18 protein-coding genes are annotated in these 21104 nt (G+C 67.5%); 14 read left to right on the forward strand and 4 right to left on the reverse strand.

What is annotated here, in order from left to right:
* Positions 1 to 72: 72 nt before the first annotated feature.
* Positions 73 to 2664: a bifunctional aconitate hydratase 2/2-methylisocitrate dehydratase gene (gene acnB / locus I6H87_RS21600; protein ID WP_010810392.1), complete on the forward strand. Its 2592-nt coding sequence runs from the start codon at positions 73 to 75 to the stop codon at positions 2662 to 2664.
* Positions 2665 to 2821: 157 nt separating this feature from the next.
* Here the strand turns inward: acnB and I6H87_RS21605 are convergent, their stop codons facing one another.
* Positions 2822 to 3481: a response regulator gene (locus I6H87_RS21605; RefSeq protein ID WP_011616680.1), complete on the reverse strand. Its 660-nt coding sequence runs from the start codon at positions 3479 to 3481 to the stop codon at positions 2822 to 2824.
* 224 nt (positions 3482 to 3705) lie between these two features.
* Here I6H87_RS21605 and I6H87_RS21610 point away from each other — a divergent pair, with 224 nt between their 5' ends.
* From I6H87_RS21610 to I6H87_RS21635, 6 genes are all read left to right on the forward strand, one after another.
* Positions 3706 to 5511 carry a hybrid sensor histidine kinase/response regulator gene (locus tag I6H87_RS21610; protein ID WP_011616681.1) on the forward strand — a complete coding sequence of 602 codons (1806 nt, stop codon included), beginning with the start codon at positions 3706 to 3708 and terminating at the stop codon, positions 5509 to 5511.
* A gap of 101 nt (positions 5512 to 5612) precedes the next feature.
* A complete protein-coding gene (locus I6H87_RS21615; protein WP_010810389.1) occupies positions 5613 to 6317 on the forward strand; it encodes a glutathione S-transferase N-terminal domain-containing protein in 705 nt (234 codons plus the stop codon).
* A 141-nt stretch (positions 6318 to 6458) separates the two neighbouring features.
* Positions 6459 to 7790, forward strand: a complete 1332-nt coding sequence (locus tag I6H87_RS21620) for a PQQ-dependent sugar dehydrogenase (protein ID WP_010810388.1) — start codon at positions 6459 to 6461, stop codon at positions 7788 to 7790.
* Positions 7791 to 7867: 77 nt separating this feature from the next.
* Complete coding sequence (locus I6H87_RS21625; RefSeq protein WP_010810387.1) at positions 7868 to 8707, forward strand: EamA family transporter; 840 nt, start codon at positions 7868 to 7870, stop codon at positions 8705 to 8707.
* A gap of 142 nt (positions 8708 to 8849) precedes the next feature.
* The gene (locus tag I6H87_RS21630) at positions 8850 to 9674 is read left to right on the forward strand and encodes a class I SAM-dependent methyltransferase (RefSeq protein WP_010810386.1); all 825 of its coding nucleotides are present in this window, start codon (positions 8850 to 8852) and stop codon (positions 9672 to 9674) included.
* Between the two features lie 232 nt (positions 9675 to 9906).
* Positions 9907 to 10269 (forward strand): hypothetical protein, encoded by a 363-nt coding sequence (locus I6H87_RS21635; RefSeq protein ID WP_010810385.1) that lies wholly within the window; start codon positions 9907 to 9909, stop codon positions 10267 to 10269.
* A 127-nt stretch (positions 10270 to 10396) separates the two neighbouring features.
* On the opposite strand, the gene I6H87_RS21640 is transcribed toward I6H87_RS21635, so the two are convergent.
* Both I6H87_RS21640 and vapB read right to left on the reverse strand, forming a co-directional pair.
* A complete protein-coding gene (locus I6H87_RS21640) occupies positions 10397 to 10807 on the reverse strand; it encodes a type II toxin-antitoxin system VapC family toxin (RefSeq protein ID WP_041687997.1) in 411 nt (136 codons plus the stop codon).
* Complete coding sequence (gene vapB / locus I6H87_RS21645) at positions 10807 to 11055, reverse strand: type II toxin-antitoxin system VapB family antitoxin (protein ID WP_011616683.1); 249 nt, start codon at positions 11053 to 11055, stop codon at positions 10807 to 10809. The genes I6H87_RS21640 and vapB overlap by 1 nt, the downstream gene beginning before the upstream one ends.
* Positions 11056 to 11179: 124 nt before the next feature.
* Between vapB and I6H87_RS21650 the strand changes: the two genes are divergently transcribed.
* Positions 11180 to 12040, forward strand: a complete 861-nt coding sequence (locus I6H87_RS21650; protein ID WP_011616684.1) for a LysR family transcriptional regulator — start codon at positions 11180 to 11182, stop codon at positions 12038 to 12040.
* Between the two features lie 10 nt (positions 12041 to 12050).
* On the opposite strand, the gene I6H87_RS21655 is transcribed toward I6H87_RS21650, so the two are convergent.
* Positions 12051 to 12299 carry a hypothetical protein gene (locus I6H87_RS21655; RefSeq protein WP_010810381.1) on the reverse strand — a complete coding sequence of 83 codons (249 nt, stop codon included), beginning with the start codon at positions 12297 to 12299 and terminating at the stop codon, positions 12051 to 12053.
* A gap of 233 nt (positions 12300 to 12532) precedes the next feature.
* Between I6H87_RS21655 and I6H87_RS21660 the strand changes: the two genes are divergently transcribed.
* The 6 genes from I6H87_RS21660 (at position 12533) to I6H87_RS21685 (ending at position 21023) form a co-directional block, all read left to right on the forward strand.
* Positions 12533 to 13690 (forward strand): acyl-CoA dehydrogenase family protein, encoded by a 1158-nt coding sequence (locus I6H87_RS21660; protein ID WP_010810380.1) that lies wholly within the window; start codon positions 12533 to 12535, stop codon positions 13688 to 13690.
* A 325-nt stretch (positions 13691 to 14015) separates the two neighbouring features.
* Positions 14016 to 15398 carry a TolC family protein gene (locus I6H87_RS21665; RefSeq protein WP_051398555.1) on the forward strand — a complete coding sequence of 461 codons (1383 nt, stop codon included), beginning with the start codon at positions 14016 to 14018 and terminating at the stop codon, positions 15396 to 15398.
* Between the two features lie 54 nt (positions 15399 to 15452).
* Positions 15453 to 16652, forward strand: a complete 1200-nt coding sequence (locus tag I6H87_RS21670) for an efflux RND transporter periplasmic adaptor subunit (protein WP_011616687.1) — start codon at positions 15453 to 15455, stop codon at positions 16650 to 16652.
* Positions 16653 to 16665: 13 nt separating this feature from the next.
* Positions 16666 to 19788 (forward strand): efflux RND transporter permease subunit, encoded by a 3123-nt coding sequence (locus I6H87_RS21675; RefSeq protein ID WP_010810377.1) that lies wholly within the window; start codon positions 16666 to 16668, stop codon positions 19786 to 19788.
* A 321-nt stretch (positions 19789 to 20109) separates the two neighbouring features.
* The gene (locus I6H87_RS21680) at positions 20110 to 20718 is read left to right on the forward strand and encodes a hypothetical protein (protein ID WP_010810376.1); all 609 of its coding nucleotides are present in this window, start codon (positions 20110 to 20112) and stop codon (positions 20716 to 20718) included.
* Between the two features lie 101 nt (positions 20719 to 20819).
* Positions 20820 to 21023 carry a CsbD family protein gene (locus tag I6H87_RS21685; RefSeq protein ID WP_010810375.1) on the forward strand — a complete coding sequence of 68 codons (204 nt, stop codon included), beginning with the start codon at positions 20820 to 20822 and terminating at the stop codon, positions 21021 to 21023.
* Positions 21024 to 21104: the final 81 nt, after the last annotated feature.

The raw sequence follows: 21104 nt of genomic DNA on the forward strand, positions 1-21104 counted from the left end.
ACCGGGGAGCGGCTTCAGACTACAATCGCGACGTAACGAGATTTTCTAAACCTAATTACTCAGCAGGTTCCCATGCTTGAAAACTATCGCGCACATGTGGCCGAGCGCGCCGCGCTTGGCATCCCCCCTCTGCCCCTGACCGCCAAGCAGACGGCCGAGCTGGTCGAACTGCTGAAGAACCCGCCCGCCGGTGAAGAGCAGACCCTGGTGGAGCTGATCACCTACCGCGTGCCGGCCGGCGTGGATGACGCCGCCAAGGTCAAGGCCTCGTACCTGGCCGCCGTGGCGCTGGGCAAGGAAAAGTGCGCGCTGATCTCGCGCGCCAAGGCGACCGAGCTGCTGGGCACCATGCTGGGCGGCTACAACATCTCGCCGCTGATCGAGCTGCTGGACGATGCCGAAGTGGGCACCGTCGCCGCCGAGGCGCTGAAGAAGACCCTGCTGATGTTCGACGCCTTCCACGATGTGAAGGAAAAGGCCGACCAGGGCAATGCCAACGCCAAGGCCGTGCTGCAAAGCTGGGCCGACGCCGAGTGGTTCACCAGCCGTCCGGAAGTGCCGCAAAGCCTGACCATCACCGTGTTCAAGGTGCCGGGCGAAACCAACACCGACGACCTGTCGCCGGCCCCGGACGCCACCACCCGCCCGGACATCCCGATGCACGCGCTGGCCATGCTGAAGAACAAGCGCGAAGGCGCTGCGTTCCAGCCGGAAGAAGACGGCAAGCGCGGCCCGGTCAAGTTCATTGAATCGCTGAAGGAAAAGGGCCACCTGGTCGCCTACGTGGGAGACGTGGTCGGTACCGGCTCCAGCCGCAAGTCCGCCACCAACTCGGTGCTGTGGTTCACCGGCGAAGACATCCCGTTCATCCCGAACAAGCGCTTCGGCGGCGTGTGCCTGGGCAACAAGATCGCCCCGATCTTCTACAACACCATGGAAGACGCCGGCGCGCTGCCGATCGAGCTGGACGTGTCGAAGATGGAAATGGGCGACGTGGTCGAACTGCGCCCGTATGAAGGCAAGGCCCTGAAGGACGGCGCAGTGATCGCCGAGTTCAAGGTCAAGTCCGACGTGCTGTTCGATGAAGTCCGCGCCGGCGGCCGTATTCCCCTGATCGTCGGCCGTGGCCTGACCGCCAAGGCGCGCGAAGCGCTGGGCCTGGCCCCGTCGACGCTGTTCCGCCTGCCGCAGAACCCGGCCGATACCGGCCGCGGCTTCACGCTGGCGCAGAAGATGGTCGGCCGCGCCTGCGGCCTGCCTGAAGGCAAGGGCATCCGCCCGGGCACCTACTGCGAACCGAAGATGACCTCGGTGGGCTCGCAGGACACCACCGGCCCGATGACCCGCGACGAACTGAAGGACCTGGCCTGCCTGGGCTTCTCGGCCGACCTGGTGATGCAGTCGTTCTGCCACACCGCCGCCTATCCGAAGCCGGTCGACGTCAAGACCCACCACACGCTGCCCGAGTTCATCAGCACCCGCGGGGGCATCTCGCTGCGCCCGGGCGACGGCGTGATCCACTCGTGGCTGAACCGCATGCTGCTGCCCGACACCGTCGGCACCGGCGGCGATTCGCACACCCGCTTCCCGATCGGCATCAGCTTCCCCGCAGGTTCGGGCCTGGTGGCCTTTGCCGCCGCCACCGGCGTGATGCCGCTGGACATGCCGGAATCGGTGCTGGTCCGCTTCAAGGGCAAGATGCAGCCCGGCGTGACGCTGCGCGACCTGGTCAACGCGATTCCGCTGTACGCGATCAAGCAAGGCCTGCTGACCGTGGCCAAGCAAGGCAAGAAGAACATCTTCTCGGGCCGCGTCCTGGAAATCGAAGGCCTGCCCGACCTGAAGGTCGAGCAAGCGTTCGAGCTGTCGGATGCATCGGCTGAGCGCTCGGCCGCCGGTTGCACGGTGCGCCTGAACAAGGACCCGATCATCGAATACATCAACAGCAACATCACGCTGCTGAAGTGGATGATCGCCCAGGGCTACCAGGACCCGCGCAGCCTGCAGCGCCGCATCAAGGCCATGGAAGCGTGGCTGGCCGATCCCAAGCTGCTGGAGCCGGACGCCGACGCCGAATACGCCGCCGTGATCGAGATCGACCTGGCCGACGTGCATGAGCCGATCGTGGCCTGCCCGAACGACCCGGACGACGTCAAGACGCTGTCCGAGGTGGCCGGCGCCAAGATCGACGAAGTGTTTATCGGTTCGTGCATGACCAACATCGGCCACTTCCGCGCAGCCTCCAAGCTGCTGGAAGGCAAGCGCGACATCCCGGTCAAGCTGTGGGTGGCTCCGCCGACCAAGATGGACCAGAAGCAGCTGACCGAGGAAGGCCACTATGGCGTGTTCGGCACCGCCGGTGCCCGCACCGAAATGCCGGGCTGCTCGCTGTGCATGGGCAACCAGGCACAGGTGCGCGAAGGCGCCACGGTGATGTCGACCAGCACGCGTAACTTCCCGAACCGCCTGGGCAAGAACACCAACGTGTACCTGGGTTCCGCCGAACTGGCGGCGATCTGCTCGCGCCTGGGCCGTATCCCGACCAAGGAAGAGTACATGGCCGACATGGGCGTGCTCAACGCCAATGGCGACAAGATCTACAAGTACATGAACTTCGACCAGATCGAGGACTTCAAGGAAGTGGCCGACGGCGTGACGGTGTAAGCCGCGCAGTCAGGCTGGCATGAAGAAGGGGCCCCGCTTGCGGGGCCCTTTTGTATTTGGATTTCGCCGGCTTGACGGGTGGCATACGCCACCACCACCACCAAATTGCCGCTGGGATGTTCCCTCTCCCCATGAGGGGAGAGGGAGAACACCTTGCTCAGGCTAGTTCGGGCGGTTTTGGAGCACCCAGCGGAATCCCCTGGCGCGCGGCGTACGCCACCACCTCCGCGGTATTGTGCAGGTCGAGCTTGCGCATCAGGTTCTCGCGGTGCTTGCGCGCAGTCAGCGGGCTGATGTCGAGTTGCGCGGCAATGTCGCCGGCGGTGGCGCCGCGCGCGATCAGCATCAGGATCTGCAGTTCGCGCCGGGTGAGCGTGGCAATTCCGTCCGGTGCCGCGGTGGCCGGTGCAGTGGCGCGCGCGGCCACGAAGTTGCGGCCCTCGCGCAGGGCCATGAGCGCGGGCACCAGTTCGCTGATATCGCCGCTCTTGACCAGGTAGCCATTGGCGCCCGCATCGATCGCCGCGTGGGCCATGCCCGCGCCCGCGCTGCCGGTCAGCACCAGGATGCGCAGCGCAGGATGCCTTGTGCGCAGGCGTTCCACGAAGGCCAGGCCATCGACGCCGGGCATGCCCAGGTCCATCACCAGCAGGTCGGTCGGTACCCGTTCCAGGAGCCCCAGCAGTTGCGCGCCATCTGCTGCCTCGCCCGCCAGCACCAGGTTGCCGACGCCGGACAGCACCTGCTTGAGGCCCTCCAGCACGATGGCATGGTCATCGGCGAGGGCCACGCGGGTCGGGACGGAAAAGCGGCTCATCGCGGCAGGTGCATCGGTGGCGAATGGGAAAGGGAAGGTGGTATAAAACGGCAGCCCGTCAGTCCGGCAGCTGCAGGTGGCCTGCTGAATGCCCCAATGAACCGGCGGCCGGCTGGATTATAGCGTTGCACGCCCAACCTGCCCCACGGCCTACCTAGCATGCGCAAGCTTCCGTTGTCCTGTTGCCGTACCGTTTCCTGCCGCCCGCAACGGGCGCTCGCATCATGACAGCCACAGGCACCGGATTGCCGCCGGCCTGGCAGCCCGGAGATGTGCCGGCGGCGATGGTGGACCTGCTCTACCGCCAGTCCAACGCGGTCCTGTTTGCCAACTTCGTCATTGCGCTGCCGGTGGTCTATGTGCTGCGTCCCAGCGTGCCGCTGCCCATGCTGGCCGGCTGGATGGCCGCGGTGTACCTGCTGACCACGCTGCGCATCGGCCTGTCGCGGCGCTACTTCCGGCGCGACGGCAGCACGCCGCCGCAGGTGTGGGCACGCCGCTTCATGGTGCTGTCCTGGCTGTCCAGCCTGCTGTGGGGCGCCGTGGGCTCTGCCATCCTGCTGCCGCCCGAGCCGCAGCTGGTGGCGTTCTGCTGCATCGTGCTGGCCGGCATGTCCAGTGGCGCGATCCCGTCGCTGTCGGCGCATCCGGCCACCTACCGCGGTTCAGTCGCGGCCATGCTGCTGCCGTTCACCATCTATTGCCTGGTGCAGCAGGGGCCGGTGTATGGCGTCTACGCGGGCTTTGCCGCGTGCCTGCTGTGCGTCAACATCTACTACAGCCAGGTCACCTATCGCGCGCTGCGCGATGGCGTGACACTGCGCTTCGAGAACGTCGCGCTGATCGGCGAGCTTGAGCGCGAGCGCGACCGCGTCACCGCCGCGGACCGGGCCAAGACGCGCTTCCTGGCGGCCGCCGGGCACGACCTGCGCCAGCCGGTGTATGCCATCGGCCTGCAGGCGGCATCGCTGCTGACTCTGGGCGAGCGCGGCGATGTGGCAGGCGGCCAGGCGCATGCCATCGGCCACCGGCTGCAAGCCACGCTGGCGCGCATGGACAACCTGCTCGACGGCCTGCTCGACGCCTCGCGCCTGGATGCCGGCGTGATGCCGGTGCGCCGCCAGCCGCTGCATCTGGCGCGGCTGCTGGCCGAGCTGCGCGACGAGTACGCCGAGCAGGCGTGCCAGCGCGGCAGCGTGCTGCGGGTGGTGCCGGCGCGCGCGTGGATCGACAGCGATCCGGACCTGCTCAAGCGCATCCTCGACAACCTGGTGGCCAATGCGCTGCGCCATGCGCCGCGTGCCAGCATCCTGGTGGGCGCGCGGCGCCGCGGCGATGCCATGGAGATCCAGGTGATCGACACCGGCCCGGGCATCGCCGCGGCCCAGCAGTCGCGCGTGTTCGACGAATACGCCCAGGTGCCGGGCCTTGCCATGGCAGGCGACGACCAGGCGGGCGCAAAGGGACTGGGCCTGGGCCTGGCGATCGTGCGGCGCCTGGCGGCGCTGCTTGGCCACCAGGTGGGCCTGCGTTCCGCACCGGGGCGCGGCTGCGTGTTTTCGGTGCGCGTGCCGCTGGCTGCCGCCGCGGCGCAGGTGCATCCAGCCACCCCCGCCATTCCCGCGGCCGCTGGCGAGCCGCTCTGCGTGATGCTGGTCGACGACGACGCGCAGGTGCTGGGCGCGCTCACCGAACTGCTGTCGCTCTGGGGCCATGTGGTCTACGGCGGGCGCACCGTTGCCGCAGTGCGCGCTGCGTACCGCGCCGCCAGCCAGGACGGGCCCGCCCCGGTCCACCTGATCCTGGCCGACTACCGGCTGGCCGAAGGCCTGACCGGCATCGCTGCGGTCGGCATGCTGCGCGCCAGCCTGGGCCGCGCGGTGCCGGCGCTGATCGTCACCGGCGACACCGCGCCAGACCGGCTGCAGGCGCTGCATGACAGCGGCTTCCCGGTGTTGCACAAGCCGATCCAGGGCGAGGCCTTGCGCGCGGCCCTGCATCGCGCGGTGCAACTGGCCGAGGCCGCCTGAGGCCCTGCGCTGCATGCATGGCAGGAGCGGTTTATGATCGGGCTTTTCCGTTGTCCGGCGCCTTCTTGCGCAGTGCGCAAGCGCCTGAACCAGGAGCCAGTGTGCCCGATCTGTCCGCTTTCCCCATCACCCGCAAATGGCCGGCGCAGCATCCCGACCGCATCCAGCTGTATTCCCTGCCCACGCCCAACGGGGTCAAGGTGTCGATCATGCTGGAGGAGACCGGCCTGCCGTATGAACCGCACCTGGTGCGCTTCGACGCCAACGACCAGATGTCGCCGGAGTTCCTGTCGCTGAGCCCGAACAACAAGATTCCCGCCATCCTCGATCCCAACGGTCCGGGCGGCAAGCCGCTGGCGCTGTTCGAATCGGGCGCGATCCTGCTCTACCTGGCCGACAAGTCGGGCCAGCTGATCCCGGCCGACCCCGCGCGCCGCTACGAAACCATCCAGTGGGTGATGTTCCAGATGGGCGGCATCGGGCCGATGTTCGGGCAGGTGGGCTTTTTCCACAAGTTCGCGGGCAAGGAGTACGAGGACAAGCGCCCGCGCGACCGCTACGTGGCCGAAAGCCGGCGCCTGCTGAATGTGCTGAACCAGCGGCTGGAAGGGCGCGACTGGATCATGGGCGACACCTACACCATTGCCGATATCGCCACCTTCCCGTGGGTGCGCAACCTGCTTGGCTTCTATGAGGCGGGCGAACTGGTCGGCATCCAGGACTTCCCGCATGTCAGGCGCGTGCTGGAGGCCTTCGTGAAGCGCCCGGCGGTGGTGAAGGGGCTCGATACGCCGCACCGCGGCTGAGGCAGCCTGCGGCGTGCGCGCCGCGGGCGTGGGCATCGTCCTACACGGCGGCCTCCCCGGCGCCTACAGAGGGGCGGGCGGCACGCATCCTATAGTCCAGGAACAGGCGCATCGCCCTGCGTTGCCTGAGGAGCCCGGACCATGCCGATGCCCATCACCTTTTCCCTGTTGCGTGTCGTTCTTTTGGCGGGCGCCACCGCTGCGCTCGCCGCCTGCGGTGAAACGGCCAAGCTGCCTTCCGAAGCGGGCTTTGGCCCCACGCCGCAGCTGCCGCCACCCAACCAGACCGCGATCCCCACCGTCAAGATCGCGCCGGCCATCGGCTGGGCCGCGGGCCAGCGCCCGGTGCCGGCCGCAGGCATGGCGGTGACGGCCTTCGCCGACAAGCTGGACCATCCGCGCTGGGTCTATGTGCTGCCCAACGGCGACGTGCTGGTGGCCGAGAGCAATGCCCCGCCCAAGCCCGACGACGGCAAGGGCTTCCGCGGCTGGATCATGAAGAAGGTGATGAAGCGCGCGGGCGCCGGCACCCCCAGCGCCAACCGCATCACGCTGCTGCGCGACACCAACGGCGACGGCGTCGCCGACCAGCGCTCGGTGTTCCTAAAGGACCTGAACTCGCCGTTCGGCATGGCCCTGGTCGGCAACGACTTCTACGTAGCCGCCACCGACGCGGTGCTGCGCTTCCCGTACCAGCCCGGACAGACCCGGATTACGGCCGCGCCCCAGAAGGTGGTGGACCTGCCCGGCGGGCCGCTCAACCATCACTGGACCAAGAGCCTGATCGCCAGCCGCGACGGCAGCAAGCTGTACGTGACGGTGGGCTCCAACAGCAACGTGGGCGAGCACGGCATGGACAAGGAGGTCGGCCGCGCCGCCATCTGGGAGGTCGACCCGCAGGCCGGCACGCACCGGATCTTTGCCAGCGGCCTGCGCAATCCCAACGGCATGGCGTGGGAACCGGTCACCGGCATGCTCTGGACCGCCGTCAACGAGCGCGATGAAATCGGCAGCGACCTGGTGCCGGACTACATCACCTCGGTGCGCGACGGCGGCTTCTATGGCTGGCCCTACAGCTACTACGGCCAGCATGTCGACGCACGCGTGAAGCCGCCGGCGCCGGACCTGGTGGCCAGGGCCATCGTGCCGGACTATGCCGTGGGGGCGCACACCGCATCGCTCGGGCTGGCCGCCGCCGGCGGCAACAACCTGCCGGCGCGCTTCAGCGAAGGCATGTTCGTGGGCCTGCACGGTTCGTGGAACCGCAGGCCGCTGGCGGGCTACAAGGTGATCTTCGTGCCGTTCAGCAAGGGCCGGCCCAACGGCGCGCCGTTCGACGTGCTGACCGGCTTTCTCGATGAGGACGGCAACGCGCGCGGGCGGCCGGTGGGCGTGGCGATCGACAAGCAAGGCGGTTTGCTGGTGGCCGACGATGTCGGCAATACCGTGTGGCGGGTCAGCGGCGCGAAGTAGGCGGGCCAGGGCGCGGCAGCGGCGGCACCGCACCGCTAGAATGACGGCGTCCCCACACGCCGAGCCCGCTGCCGTCCATGTCTCTCACGGTCTTCGCTGTCGTCCTGCTCGCCGCGTTCCTGCATGCCGCCTGGAACGCGGTGGTCAAGGGCGGCGGCGACAAGATGCTGTCGACGGTGATGGTGGCGGTGAGCGCCGGACTGACGGGCGCCGTGGCGCTGCCGGCGTTGCCGCAGCCGGCGCCGGCGAGCTGGCCGTTCATCGCCGCGTCAGTGGGCGTGCACGTGGTGTATTTCGCGCTGGTGGCACGCATCTACCACACCGCGGACATGAGCCAGACCTACCCCCTGATGCGCGGCACCGCGCCGCTGCTGGTGGCGGTGGCCAGCGTGGGCTGGCTGGGCGAGCACCTGTCGGCGCTGGCGTGGAGCGGCATCGCCGTGATCAGCCTGGGCATCCTGGCCATGGCGGGTGGTGCCCGCGGTGCCCCTGGCAGCCGTGAGGGCATGTGGCTGGCGCTGCTGAACGCAGTGGTGATCGCCGCCTATACGCTGATCGACGGCACCGGCGTGCGCCGCTCCGGCGCACCTGTGGCGTATGCATTCTGGATCTTCGTGCTGACCGCGGTGCCGCTGGCGGCGTGGGCGCTGGTGGCGCGCCGGCCGGCACTGGGCGGCTATGTGCGGCGCAACCTGGTGTTCGCGCTGGTGGGCGGCGGCGGCACGCTGGCGTCCTATGGGCTGTCGCTGTGGGCGATGACACGCGCGCCGGTGGCCCCGGTAGCGGCCCTGCGTGAGTCCTCGATCCTGTTCGGCGCGTTGATCTCCGGGCTGCTGCTCAAGGAGCGCGTGGGCGCCGCCCGCCTGGGCGCGGCCTGCCTGATTGCCGCCGGCGTGGCCACGCTGCGCTTTGCCTGAGGGCACGTCCGGGTGCCGCTCTGAACGCCCGGCCGCTGAGCGCCGCCAGCGCTGTCTATACTTGGTTTTACCGGGGTCAGACGGCGGAGGGGCACTGCGTCCGCGCAAACCGGCAGCCTGGCGTCGACGCCGAGGAGAGGGCATGGACCACACCGCAGATTCGTTTCGGGCTTTTGAGCTGGCTGGCTGGGAAGATCCCGAGGTCGTCAGCCAGTACCAGGAGCATCTGTCGCACGTGACCCGGCAATCGGTCGAGTCCCTGCTGGACGAGGCCCATGTGACCAGCGGGCTGCGCGTGCTGGATGTGGCCACCGGCTCCGGCCATGTCGCGGCGGGGGCGGTGCGGCGCGGCGCAGAGTCCGTCGGCATCGATTTCTCGCTGGCGCAGGTGCAGCTGGCGCGCAAGCTCCATCCGGATGTCCATTACGAGCAGGCCGATGCGCAGGCGCTGCCGTTCGGCGATGCCAGCTTCGATGCCGTGGTCAATGGCTTCGGCATGTGCCACCTGTCCGACCCCGATGCCGCGCTGGCCGAGGCCTTCCGCGTGCTGCGCCCGGGCGGGCGCATCGCCTTCACCGTGTGGGACACGCCCGAGCGCGCGGTCGGTTTCGGCGCGGTCTATGCCGCGATCCGCGCCTACGGCTCGATGGAGGTCGATATCCCCGTGGGGCCGAACTTCTTCCTGTTCAGCGATCCGGGCCATTGCCGCACCGCGTTGCAGCAGGCCGGCTTTGTCTCGCCCACCTGCCGCAACGTGCCGCAGGTATGGCGCTTCTCCACGCCCGACCAGCTGTTCGATGCGCTGGCCCAGGGCACCGTGCGCGCCGCCGCCACGCTGCGCGCGCAGACTCCCAAGGCCCGCGACGAGATCCGCGCCGTGCTGCGCGGCACCGTCGCCGCCTATATGCGCGGCAGCGGCTTCGAGGTGCCGATGCCGGCAGTGCTGGCGGCGGCGGTCAAGCCCTGAGGGCGGGGCTTACGCACCTGTGGCGGCGCGGACGCCGCCGAGGGTGTTGGAGATCGACCGACATCCCTGCCGCCAGCGTCGGCCTGGCCCCACCATCCCATTCCCGGAAAGTGCCGTAATCCACGCCGCAACCAGCCTTGTGGCGGTGGCACGGTCATTGCGCAATGGACAGCGAGCGCGGCGCCGCGGCTCGTTGTGCCACCAGCCAGCAATGGCTTCCCGGAGAACCCCGATGTACACCCGACCCCAATGCCAGACAGGGCAGGCCGCGCCGCGCCCGCCCGCAATCCTGCACCGCTCGCGCCAGGCCATGGCGCTGCTGCGCGTGCTGGGCTTATGCATCAACAGTGTCGCCTGCGCCCAGTCCGAAGCGCCGCAGGCTGCAGCGCCTGCCGTGCAGGCCGTGACGCCGGAGCAGAAGTTTGCGCCCGGATACCTGGAGGCCGTTGCCACCGGTTATGACAATGGGTTGGCCTTGCGGGAGCCGGAAGGCCTCGCGCCGCTGAGGCTGCCGCGCGAGGCGCGCAGCGCGCCGGCGCCAGGCGCCGTGCCGGTTGCCATGCCAGCGGCGGTGCGGCCGCAGCCGGCGCGCTGACCTGGCGGGGCTCCCGGGAGCAGGGTGGCGAAACAAGTGGCGCAGTGCGGCCTTTAGCGCCTGACCTGTTCCTGTTCGTCCCGCCCTGCCGACATGAAGTCGTTCGGGAAGGCTGGGGTATTTGAGTTCAGGCCTGGGGTGACGCGGTCCAGTCTTCGATGCGCAGGCCCGGATACGTCGCAAAGTCGCGCACGTTGCGCGTGACCACTGTCAGATCCTCCGCAATGGCATGGGCGGCAATCAGCTTGTCCATGACATCTGCCTTGCGTTCGCGCCTGGCGGCACGAATCGGGCCATAGGCGCGCGCGGCTTCGGCGTTCAGCGGCAGCACTGGGACCCGCGCGACCAGCCCGTGCAACGCGCGCCGCGCAGCCTCCGGATTGCCCGAGGCGGTTACACCGTATTCGAGTTCGGCCAGGGTGATCGCAGACAGCACCACATCGCCCTCGAAGCATTGTGCAAAGCGTTCGGCCACCTGGGGCGGCTGGTGCTTCATCAGGTAGATGCACATGCTGGTGTCGAACATATACCTGGCCATCAGAATCCCTCCCGCTCAGCCTGCTCCTGGTCGCCGCGGCCTTGTGCCATGAAGTCGGCCGGGAACGCGGCGAAGGCGTCGAGCAGGCCTGTCAGGCGCTGTCGCACGGGGCGGATCCGCAACTCATCGCCGATCCGCTCGATTTCCAGCTGCATATCGGTGTCGGGGTAGGCCAGTTCCGCGGGAATGCGCACCGCTTGGGAGTTTCCGTTACGGAAGATCCGGGTGAAAGGCATTGTGGTTTCCATGTACATCCTTGTAGGTACGAGCATAGCACCATCCAATCAGAAGTACGTCTGCGTGTGTACGTCCATAATTCTCAATCTCGTCTGTCATTACCTACAATTCGTCACACTGGTAATTCCCCGCCCAATGGACATCAATCTCGCCCGCACCTTCCTGCAAGTCGTCCGCACCGGCAGCCTGCTGGCCGCGGCTGACAAGCTGCATGTCACCCAGACCGCCGTGACCGCGCGCATCAAGAGCCTGGAATCGCAGCTCAACTGCCGCCTGTTCGAGCGCAACAAGGCGGGCGCACGGCTGACGCCCGATGGTCAGCGCTTTCTCGGCTACGCCAGCCAGCTGGTGCAGACCTGGGAGGCGGCCTGCCGCGAGCTGCCGTTGCCGGCCGGGCTGGCCAGCCTGTTTCGTTTCGGTACGGAAATCAGCCTGGGCAACCCGCTGGTGCTGCTGTGGACCACGCGCCTGCGCCAACTGATGCCGGCGCAGGCGGTGCGGGCGGAAGTGGGGGAAGGGGCGGAGCTGCAGCGCAAGCTGCAGTCAGGCACGCTGGATGCGGCGCTGGTCTACCAGCCGGAGTACGCGCCCGGCATGCATGTCGAGGCGCTGATGGAAGAGAAGCTGATCCTGATCCGCTCGACGCAGCGCGACGGCGGCTATGTCTATATCGACTGGGGACCGGAATTCCGCTGCCAGCATGACAGCGCGCTGCCGGAGCATGCGCGCGCCTCGCTGTACTTCAACCTGGGGCCGCTGGCGCTGCAGTACATCCTGCAGTTCGGTGGCAGTGGGTATTTCCGGACACGCGTGGTGCAGAGCTACCTGGACAGCGGGGTGCTGGCGCGCGTGGAAGGCGCGTCAGAGTTCTCTTATCCGGTATTCCTCGTCTGCGCCAGGACCCCCGCAGGGGCGTCGCAGGATGCCGTGCGCATCCTGCGTGACATCGTGCGCGAAGAATCCGACTGGTCGCAGCGCTGGGATTTCCCGCAATAGCGCAAAGCGGTCAGATCCGGACCGGCACCAGTTGGCCCATCGGGCCGGGCACGGCCACCAGGCGCCATTGCCGCACGCGCCCCACCCGGCGGCCGCGCCCGCCGCCGCGCGGCGGGCGCGGTTCCAGCCCGGCAAAGCGGCCATGCCGCTGCGCGCGTTCGAACACCGGCTCGGGCACCCGGGTCCCGATCAGCCAGGTGACGGTGCCTCCCAGCGCCACCAGTGCCAGCGCCAGGGCGATCCAGAGGACGGCTTCCATGTTCCCCGCTCCATCGAATAGGTATCTGTGCTTCCAGTATTGTGCAAAGCGTTCCGGCGGGTAAATGAAAGTTATTTCCACTTCATATCAATAAAATTGCATTCAAGCTGGCTTCTCCTTCAAACCTGGGCCGTTCGGCTGCGGGAGGAAAAATCATCCTTTCCGACGAATCTCATAGACGCTGCACGGCAGACACTCAGCCGGTCACTCTCAAAAACACCAGGAGACCCCGCATGCAACGCCTGATCTTCGAAGCCGAACACGACGCCTTCCGCGAATCCGCCCGCCGCTTCTACCAGCGCGAGGTGGGGCCGCACGGCGAGCGCTGGCGCGAACAGGGCTGCGTGGACCGCGAAGTGTTCCGCAAGGCCGGCGAGCAGGGCTACCTGCTGATGTGGGCCGACGAGAAATACGGCGGCGCCGGCGTGGAGGATTTCCGCTATGAGCAGATCCTGATCGAAGAGAATGCGCGCCACGGCGACTCGGGCTTTTTCGGCACGCTGCACTCGCGGCTGGTGGCGCCGTATATCGGCCGCATCGGCAACGAGGAACAACGCCAGCGCCTGCTGCCGGCGGCCGCGCGCGGCGAGTCGATCTTTGCCATTGCCATGACCGAGCCGCAGGCGGGATCCGACCTGGCCGGCATGCGCACGCGTGCCGAGGACCACGGCGACCACTGGGTGCTGAACGGCGCCAAGACCTATATCTCGAACGGCCAGCTGGCCGACTACGTGGTGGTGGTCGCGCGCACTGATCCGGAGCGCAGCCATGGCCTTGGCCTCTTTATCGTCGAGCGCGGCATGCCCGGCTTCGAGCGCGGGCGCAAGCTGCGCAAGATGGGCCTGCACTCGCAGGACACCTCGGAGCTGTTCTTCGACAACGTCAAGGTGCCCAAGGCCAACGTGCTGGGCGAGCCCGGCCAGGGCTTCCGCTACCTGACGCGCCACCTGGCCGAAGAGCGGCTGATTGGCGCCTGCGGCTACATGGCGTCGGCGCAGGTGGCGTTCGACCTCACGCTGGACTATGTCAAGGAGCGCAAGGCCTTCGGCCGGGCCATCGGCACGTTCCAGAACTCGCGCTTCAAGCTTGCCGAACTGCGGGCGCAGCTGGATGCGCTGCAGACCTTCGTCGACCAGTGCGTGCTGCAGCACAACGCAGGCACGCTGACCGTGGAGACGGCGGCGTCGGCCAAGCTGCTCACGTCGGAACTGCAGGGACGCATGGTCGACGAGGGCGTGCAGCTGCACGGTGGCGCCGGCTATATGGAGGAGTACCGCATCTGCCGCATGTACACCGACGCGCGCATCTCGCGCATCTACGCCGGCAGCAGCGAGATCATGAAGGAGATCATCGGCCGCAGCCTGGGGCTGGATGACCGCATGAAGGGGTAAGCCGCCTGGCAGTACAGACGGCACGGCCGGCAACGGCCGTGCCGTTTTTCATGGTTTTCCGATTGGCTAGGGTTTTCGCGCAGTTAAAGGCTTTTGTCAGCTTTATGAAAGCCGTTTGTAATGCGATTCGGTTTGAATGCGTGCGGGAGATCGTGTCCGGTGGCGTCTGATGCACCAGGACAGCGGGCGAGGGCGCACCAGGACAGCCACGCTTCGCGGCCGCATTGGCGGGATCAGGGTCGGATGAATATTTGCCGCCCTGGTGCACCGTTCGGCGAGCACGGTCGTTTACCGCAGACCGTTGTCGAACCGAGCCTGACTGACCGTGCCTTTTGTCTTTTCCCGTATTGCCGTAGGTGCCCTGCTGCTACTGGGGGTTCTGGCCCGGCCCGCGGCAATCCTTGCCGCCGAAGGCCCCGCCGATCCGCTTCCTTCCGCTGATTCCGCAGATGCTGCCGGTCCTTGCGTGCCGCCGCCGGCGGGCGCGACGCTGACCCTGGCGCAGGCGCGCCTGGACGCACTGCGCTGCAACCGCGACATCATCGCCGCCCGCCGCGGCGTCGAAGCCAGCCAGGCGGACATACAGATCGCTTCGCAGCGGCCCAATCCCGTGCTGAGCCTGGGCGTGACCAATATCAACCCGCATGCCGGCATCGGCTCGGGCAACCTGCGCAGCAAGACCGTGGACTCTACCCTGCGCGTGGACCAGCTGATCGAGACCGCCAACAAGGGCGGCCTGCGCGTGGACGCCGCGCGCAAGGCCAGCGCGGCCGCCGGCGAAGTGGTGCAGGCGGTGGTGGCGCAGCAGAGCGCCGCGGCGGAGCAGGCTTTTTATGACGCGGTGGTCAGCCAGGAGCGCGTGGCGGTGTTCAAGGAGATGCTGGCGCTCTACGACCGCACGCGCCAGGCCAGCGAGACCCGCCTGAAGGCCGGCGACGTCTCGCGCGCCGACGTGACCAAGCTGCAGCTAGACGCGCTGCGCGCGCAGAGCGACATGCGCCAGGCCATGACCGACCACGCGCGCGACAAGGCCCAGCTGGCGCAGGCCATGGGCGTGCCCGGCACGCTTGCCGGCAACCGGCTGGTGGCGGACTGGCCGCCGCTGGATACGCCCGTGCCGCAGGTCGATCCCGACACATTGCAGCGCCGCCCCGACGTAACTGCGGCCGAGGCCCGCCTGGCCGCGGCCGCCGCCGCGCGCGACCTGGCGCGCGCCGGCCGCGTGCCCGACGTGACCGTCGGCGCGCAGGCTGAGCACTATCCGGTTTCCGCCACCAATACCAACGGCAGCGGCAACAGCTACGGCGTGTTCCTGACGATCCCGCTGTACGTGCGCCACAGCAACGGCGGCGAGGCCCGCCGCGCCGAGGTGGACTACTACGCCGCGCTGGACGACCGCAACCGCGTGCTGCTGGAAGCCGGCAATGAGATGGAACGGCTGCGCAGCCAGCTCGAAGCCGCGCGCCAGTCACTGCGGCAGATGCGCGACGACGTGCTGCCCGCCGCCGAAAGCGTGGCCGGCAGCGCCGAGTTTGCCTACGGCAAGGGCGCCACCGGCGTGCTCGACCTGCTCGATGCCCGCCGCGCGCTGCGCCAGACCCGGCTCGATTCCGTCAGCGCCCAGGGCGATTACGCCAAGGCCCTGTCGGCCTACCGCGCCGCGCTGCAGACCTCCACGACCGGCACTGCGACAAGCTCGCGTCCCTGAACCGCAGTCCCAGCGAATCCAATGCACTCCCTCCTGTCACGCATGTCCCGCCGCATGTCTTCCGTCCATTTCCCCGCCGGCCTGCCCGCACGGTTTGCTGCCCTGTCCCTGTGCGCGCTGGCGCTGGCCGCCTGCGGCAAGTCTGAAGCGCCCAAGGCCGATGACGATCCCAAGGTCAGCGGCAATACCATCCAGTTCCCGGCCAGCGTGAAGACGCTGCCGGGCATCGCCGGCGAAGCCGCCAGGACCGGCGGCGAGCGCATGCTGAGCCTGCCCGGCCGGCTGGTGTGGAACGAGGACAAGACCGTGCGCGTGTCGACGCCGTTTGCCGGCCGCGTCACCGAGATCCTGGTGCAGCCCGGCGCCACCGTGAAAGCGGGCCAGCCGCTGGCCAGCCTGACCTCGCCCGATTTCGGCGTGGCCCAGGCCGATGCGCGCAAGGCCGCCGCCGACAGCGCGGTCGCGGCCAAGGCGCTGGCACGGCAGCGCGAGCTGTACGGCGCCGGCATCATCGCGCAGAAGGAGCTGGAGCAGGCGCAGGCCGACGCCGCGCGCGCCGCGGCGGACCTGCAGCGCACCCAGGCGGCGCTGGCCCAGTACGGCGCGGCCGCGGGCGGCGCGGGCGCCTCAGGCATCGTAAACCAGCGCTTTCCGCTGCGCAGCCCGATCGACGGCCTGGTGGTCGAACGCAACATCAACCTCGGCATGGAGCTGCGCCCCGACCAGCCGCCCGCCGCGCCGTTGTTCCTGGTGACCGATCCGACCACGCTGTGGGCGCAGGTCGATGCGGGCGAGGCCGACCTGAGCCTGTTCAAGCCGGGCGTGGACGTGCAGCTCACCACCGCTGCCTGGCCCGGCGAGACCTTCTCCGGCACCGTGGTCAAGATCGCCGACTATGTCGATCCCACCGCGCGCAGTATCAAGGTGCGGCTGAACGTGCCCAACCCGGAGCGGCGCCTGAAGGCAGAGATGTTCGTCACCGCGAAGCTGCCGGCCGCGTCGTTCAAGGGCATCGCCGTGCCGTCCAAGGCCGTGTTCCTGGCCGACAACCGCAACTATGTGTTCGTGCGCACCACCGCCAATACCTTCGAGCGCCGCCTGGTGCGCGTGGGCGTGACGCTGCCCGGCACCACCGAGCTGCTTGAAGGCGTGAAGGACGGCGAGACCGTGATCACCGACGGCAACCTCTACCTGCAGGACATCCTGCGCGATGCCACTGCCGTGAACGCGGCGCGTGCGTCCGAGAAGAAGTGAGGACGGCCGCCACATGATTTCGCGCATCGTCAGCTTTGCCCTGCACCAGAAGCTCTTTGTCTGGCTGGGCCTGCTTATCTTCGTCGGGGGCGGCCTGGCTGCATTCAAGAACCTGCCGATCGAAGCTTTCCCGGATGTCTCCGACATCCAGGTCAACGTCATCACGCTGTACCCGGGCCGCGCCGCCGAAGAGGTGGAGCGCCAGGTGACCATCCCCATTGAAACCGCGCTGGCCGGAACGCCCAACGCGGTGCGGGTGTTCTCGCATACGCAGTTCGGCCTGTCGTTCATGATGGTGACCTTCAACGACCGCGCCACCGACGTGACCGCGCGCCAGCAGATCCTGGAGCGCCTGCGCAGCGTGGACCTGCCCGACGGCGTGCATCCGGACCTGGCGCCGCTGTCCACCGCGATCGGCGAGATCTACCGCTTCCGCCTGGCCGGCAAGGGCTATACCGCGCAAGAGCTGCGCACGCTGCAGGACTGGGTGGTGGAGAAAAACCTGCGCCAGGTGCCGGGCGTGGCCGACCTGGTCACCATCGGCGGAACCATCAAGCAGTACGAGGTCAATCCCAACCTGGCGCGCATGCGCGATGCCAAGATCTCGCTGTCGCAGCTGTTCACCGCGCTGCAGCGCGCCAACGCCAATGCCGGCGGCGGCGCCGTGGCGCACGGCCGGCAACAGTTCCTGCTGCGCTCGCTGGGCAGTTTCCGCACCTCGGCCGATATCGCCAACGTGGTGGTGGCCGAGAACCAGGGCACCCCGATCCTGGTCAAGGACATCGCCGACGTGAGGGTCGGCAGCGCGCCGCCGCAGGGCCTGATGGGCCAGGACGACGAGGACGACATCGTCTCGGGCATCGTGGTGATGCGCAAGGGCGAGAACCCGTCGCTGGTGCTGGAGGCGCTGAAGAAGAGGATCGACCTGCTGGACGACCAGATCCTGCCCAAGGGCGTGAAGATCGTGCCGTACTACGATCGCTCCACGCTGATCGACAAGACCCTGCACACCGTGTTCGGCAACCTGGTGGAAGGCGCGCTGCTGGTGATGGCGGTGCTGTACCTGTTCCTGGCCAACGTGCGCGCCGCGGCGATCGTGGCGCTGATCATCCCGCTGGCGCTGCTGTCGACCTTCATCGGGCTGACCTGGGTGGGTATTCCAGCCAACCTGCTGTCTCTTGGCGCGATGGACTTCGGTATCATCGTCGACGGCGCGGTGATCGTGGTTGAGAATATCTTCAAGCGGCTGGGCGAGCTCAAGGCGCAGCAGATCAAGGACAGCAAGGCGCGCCTGCATGCCATCCTGCAGGCCACCACGGAAGTGGGCCGTCCGACCGTGTTCTCGATGGTCATCATCATTGCGGCGCACATCCCGATCTTCACGCTGCAGCGGCACGAGGGCAAGATCTTCGCGCCGATGGCCTACACGGTCACGGGCGCGCTGATCGGCTCCCTGATCCTCTCGCTGACGCTGGTGCCGCTGCTGTGCCACCTGCTGCTCACCAGGAACATCGCGCACGACGACAACTTCATCGTGCGCCACTGCAAGCGGCTCTATGAGCCGATGCTGGCCTGGGCGCTGGACCATAAGAAGCTGGTGGTGGGTTCGGCGCTGGGCCTGCTGGTGGTGACCGTGGGCGTGGGCAAGTTCCTCGGCAGCGAGTTCCTGCCCGAGCTGGACGAAGGCTCGATGTGGGTCAGCTTCGACCTGCCGGCATCGGTCTCGATCGACGAGGCGCGCGACCAGGCGCGGCTGCTGCGCAGCGTGATCCGCAAGACCCCGGAGGTCAATACCACCATCTCCAAGGTGGGCCGCCCCGACGACGGCACCGATCCCAAGCTGATCAACACCGTCGAGATCCTGGTGGACCTGAAGCCCGAGAAGCAATGGCGCGACGGCTTCAACAAGCGCGCCATCATCGGCGAGATCGACAAGAACCTGCGCCAGCTCCCCGGCATCGAGCCCAATTTCTCGCAGCCGGTGCGCGACAACATCCTGGAGAGCATCTCGCAGATCAAGGGCCAGATCGTGATCAAGGTGCAGAGCGACAGCCTGGAGCAGAACAAGAAGGTGGCCGACCAGATCCTGGCCAACGTGCAGACGGTCAAGGGCGTGATGCGCGCCTTTATCGACCGTGACGGCGAACTGCCGCAGTACGTGCTGGAGTTCGACCGGGCCCAGGCCGCGCGCTACGGCATCAATGTCGCCGACGTGCAGGACCTGATGGAAACCGCGCTGGCCGGCAAGGCCGCGACCGAGCTGTGGGAGGGCGAGAAGCATTTCAGCGTGGCCGTGCGCCTGAAGCCGTCGGAGCGCGCGCTGCCGAACCTGCCCAATATCTTCATGCAGACCGCGGACGGCGCGCAGGTGCCGCTGTCGCAACTGGTGACGTTCCGCGCGGCATCCGGTGCGATGAACATCAGCCGCGAGAACGGCCAGCGCACCACCTCGATCGGCATCTTTATCCGCGACCGCGACATGGGCAGCGTGGTCAAGGACATGCAGAAGCTGGTGGCGAAGAACGTCAAGGCCGACGACGTCAAGATCAGCTGGTCGGGCGAGTTCGAGAACCAGGAGCGCGCCATGGCGCGGCTCTCGATCGTGGTGCCGCTGTCGGTGCTGGTGATCTTCCTGCTGCTGTTCAATGCGTTCAAGTCGTTCAAGAGCGCCACGCTGATCATCTCGAACATCCCGTTCGCGCTGATCGGGGGCGTGTTCGCGCTGTTCCTGACCGGCATCCCGCTGTCGGTGTCGGCGGCGATCGGCTTTATCGCGCTGTTCGGCCAGGCGGTGCTCAATGGCGTGGTCATGGTCACCTACTTCAACCAGCTGCGCGATGAAGGCATGCCGGTGCGCCAGGCGGTGCTGACGGGCTCGATGGACCGGCTGCGCACGGTGCTGATGACCGCGCTGCTGGCCATGCTGGGTTTGTTCCCGATGGCGATCTCTCGCGCCATCGGCTCTGAGACGCAGCGCCCGCTGGCCATCGTCATCATCGGCGGGCTGATCACCGCCACCATGCTGACGCTGATCGTGCTGCCCACCTTGTATGAATGGATGGTGGGGCGCAACTGGCCGGACGAAGAGGGCGAAGCGCCTGACGAGAACCGGTTGACGCCGTCGATTCTGGGCTGACGACCGCCCTGACTTCACTGGCAATTTGCGCCCCTCTCCCGCTGCGCGGGAGAGGGGCGCCTTGTTCTGCGGCACGCATGCTCGCCCGCCGTCGCGCACATGACGCGCTGACCGCACCATCCCCCCTCCAGCAACCAGGTGCATGCCCCGCCGCGTGCCTCGCCCGCATTGCAATGTCGGAATAGTCTGACGCGCCTTTCGGAACCGGACGCCTGCTTCCCATACCCCCCCGGGCCTACTCTGTACTTACGGCATGGCCAGCAGCATAGCCGCCGGCCTCTCATGCGTACCTTTACGCAATCACCCGGAAAGGAGATCGACATGTTGAAGAAATGGCTGACCGCAGCAGTGTGTTCGATGATGGTTGCCGCACCGGCGGGATTTGCGCTGGCGCAGATGACCGCACCAACAACCGCGTCCGGAACGACTGCAACCGGGGCAAGGGCAGACTATGACGCCGCGGTGAAGCAGGCTGATGCGGACTACAAGGCTGCCTCCGCCAAGTGCAATGGCATGAAGGACAACGCCAAGGACGTCTGCAAGGCCGAGGCCAAGCGCGACCGCGATGTGGCCAAGGCCCAGGCCGAAGCCCGCCGCGACGGCACGCAGAAGGCGACCGCCAAGGCCGAGAAGACCAAGGCTGACCGCGACTATGACGTAGCCAAGGAAATGTGCGACGACAAGAAGGGCAACGACAAGGACGTCTGCAAGAAGGACGCCAAGGCCGCCCATGAAAAGGCACTGATGGCTGCCAAGGTCGACAAGGCCGCGGCGACCGGTTCGCGTGCCGACGTGGCGGAAGCCCGTGCCGACGCGAAGAAGGACGCCACCGACGCCGCCTACAAGGCCGACAAGGAACGCTGCGACGCGATGTCGGGCGATGCCAAGGACAAGTGCCAGGCCGATGTGAAGGCCAAGTACGGCAAGTAAGCCTTCGCGGCATCCCGCCAGCATTGGCGGGCCACGCACCGCACCACCCGCAAGGGGACGCCTCCAATGCGCCCCCTTGCCACCGGATGAAGGAGCATGAGATGAACTGGGACCAGATCGAAGGCAAGTGGGAACAAGCGAAGGGCAAGATCAAGGAGAAGTGGGGCAAGCTGACCGACGACGACATCGCGCAGATCAACGGCAAGCGTGACCAGCTTGCCGGCCGCATCCAGGAGCGCTATGGCTACACCAAGGAGCGCGCCGAGGAAGAAATGAAGGATTGGGAACGGGACACGCGCTGGTAAGCAATGCGTGGCAGCTAGGCAAGGCGGGACGCCAGCGGGCGTCCCGCCTTGCTTTTTGCGTGCGGCGCGTGCTCGGAACCT

The sequence above is a fragment of the Cupriavidus necator genome (assembly GCF_016127575.1).
Lineage (GTDB): Bacteria > Pseudomonadota > Gammaproteobacteria > Burkholderiales > Burkholderiaceae > Cupriavidus > Cupriavidus necator_D.

Bases quoted from the DNA above. Each gene is read 5' to 3' on its own strand.
- I6H87_RS21620 (WP_010810388.1), top strand. From the start codon at position 6,459: ATGCCGATGCCCATCACCTTTTCCCTGTTGCGTGTCGTTCTTTTGGCG.
- I6H87_RS21675 (WP_010810377.1), top strand. From the start codon at position 16,666: ATGATTTCGCGCATCGTCAGCTTTGCCCTGCACCAGAAGCTCTTTGTC.
- I6H87_RS21650 (WP_011616684.1), top strand. From the start codon at position 11,180: ATGGACATCAATCTCGCCCGCACCTTCCTGCAAGTCGTCCGCACCGGC.
- vapB (WP_011616683.1), bottom strand. From the start codon at position 11,055: ATGGAAACCACAATGCCTTTCACCCGGATCTTCCGTAACGGAAACTCC.
- I6H87_RS21630 (WP_010810386.1), top strand. From the start codon at position 8,850: ATGGACCACACCGCAGATTCGTTTCGGGCTTTTGAGCTGGCTGGCTGG.
- I6H87_RS21605 (WP_011616680.1), bottom strand. From the start codon at position 3,481: ATGAGCCGCTTTTCCGTCCCGACCCGCGTGGCCCTCGCCGATGACCAT.
- I6H87_RS21685 (WP_010810375.1), top strand. From the start codon at position 20,820: ATGAACTGGGACCAGATCGAAGGCAAGTGGGAACAAGCGAAGGGCAAG.
- I6H87_RS21610 (WP_011616681.1), top strand. From the start codon at position 3,706: ATGACAGCCACAGGCACCGGATTGCCGCCGGCCTGGCAGCCCGGAGAT.
- I6H87_RS21625 (WP_010810387.1), top strand. From the start codon at position 7,868: ATGTCTCTCACGGTCTTCGCTGTCGTCCTGCTCGCCGCGTTCCTGCAT.
- I6H87_RS21670 (WP_011616687.1), top strand. From the start codon at position 15,453: ATGTCTTCCGTCCATTTCCCCGCCGGCCTGCCCGCACGGTTTGCTGCC.
- acnB (WP_010810392.1), top strand. From the start codon at position 73: ATGCTTGAAAACTATCGCGCACATGTGGCCGAGCGCGCCGCGCTTGGC.
- I6H87_RS21640 (WP_041687997.1), bottom strand. From the start codon at position 10,807: ATGGCCAGGTATATGTTCGACACCAGCATGTGCATCTACCTGATGAAG.
- I6H87_RS21635 (WP_010810385.1), top strand. From the start codon at position 9,907: ATGTACACCCGACCCCAATGCCAGACAGGGCAGGCCGCGCCGCGCCCG.
- I6H87_RS21680 (WP_010810376.1), top strand. From the start codon at position 20,110: ATGTTGAAGAAATGGCTGACCGCAGCAGTGTGTTCGATGATGGTTGCC.
- I6H87_RS21660 (WP_010810380.1), top strand. From the start codon at position 12,533: ATGCAACGCCTGATCTTCGAAGCCGAACACGACGCCTTCCGCGAATCC.
- I6H87_RS21655 (WP_010810381.1), bottom strand. From the start codon at position 12,299: ATGGAAGCCGTCCTCTGGATCGCCCTGGCGCTGGCACTGGTGGCGCTG.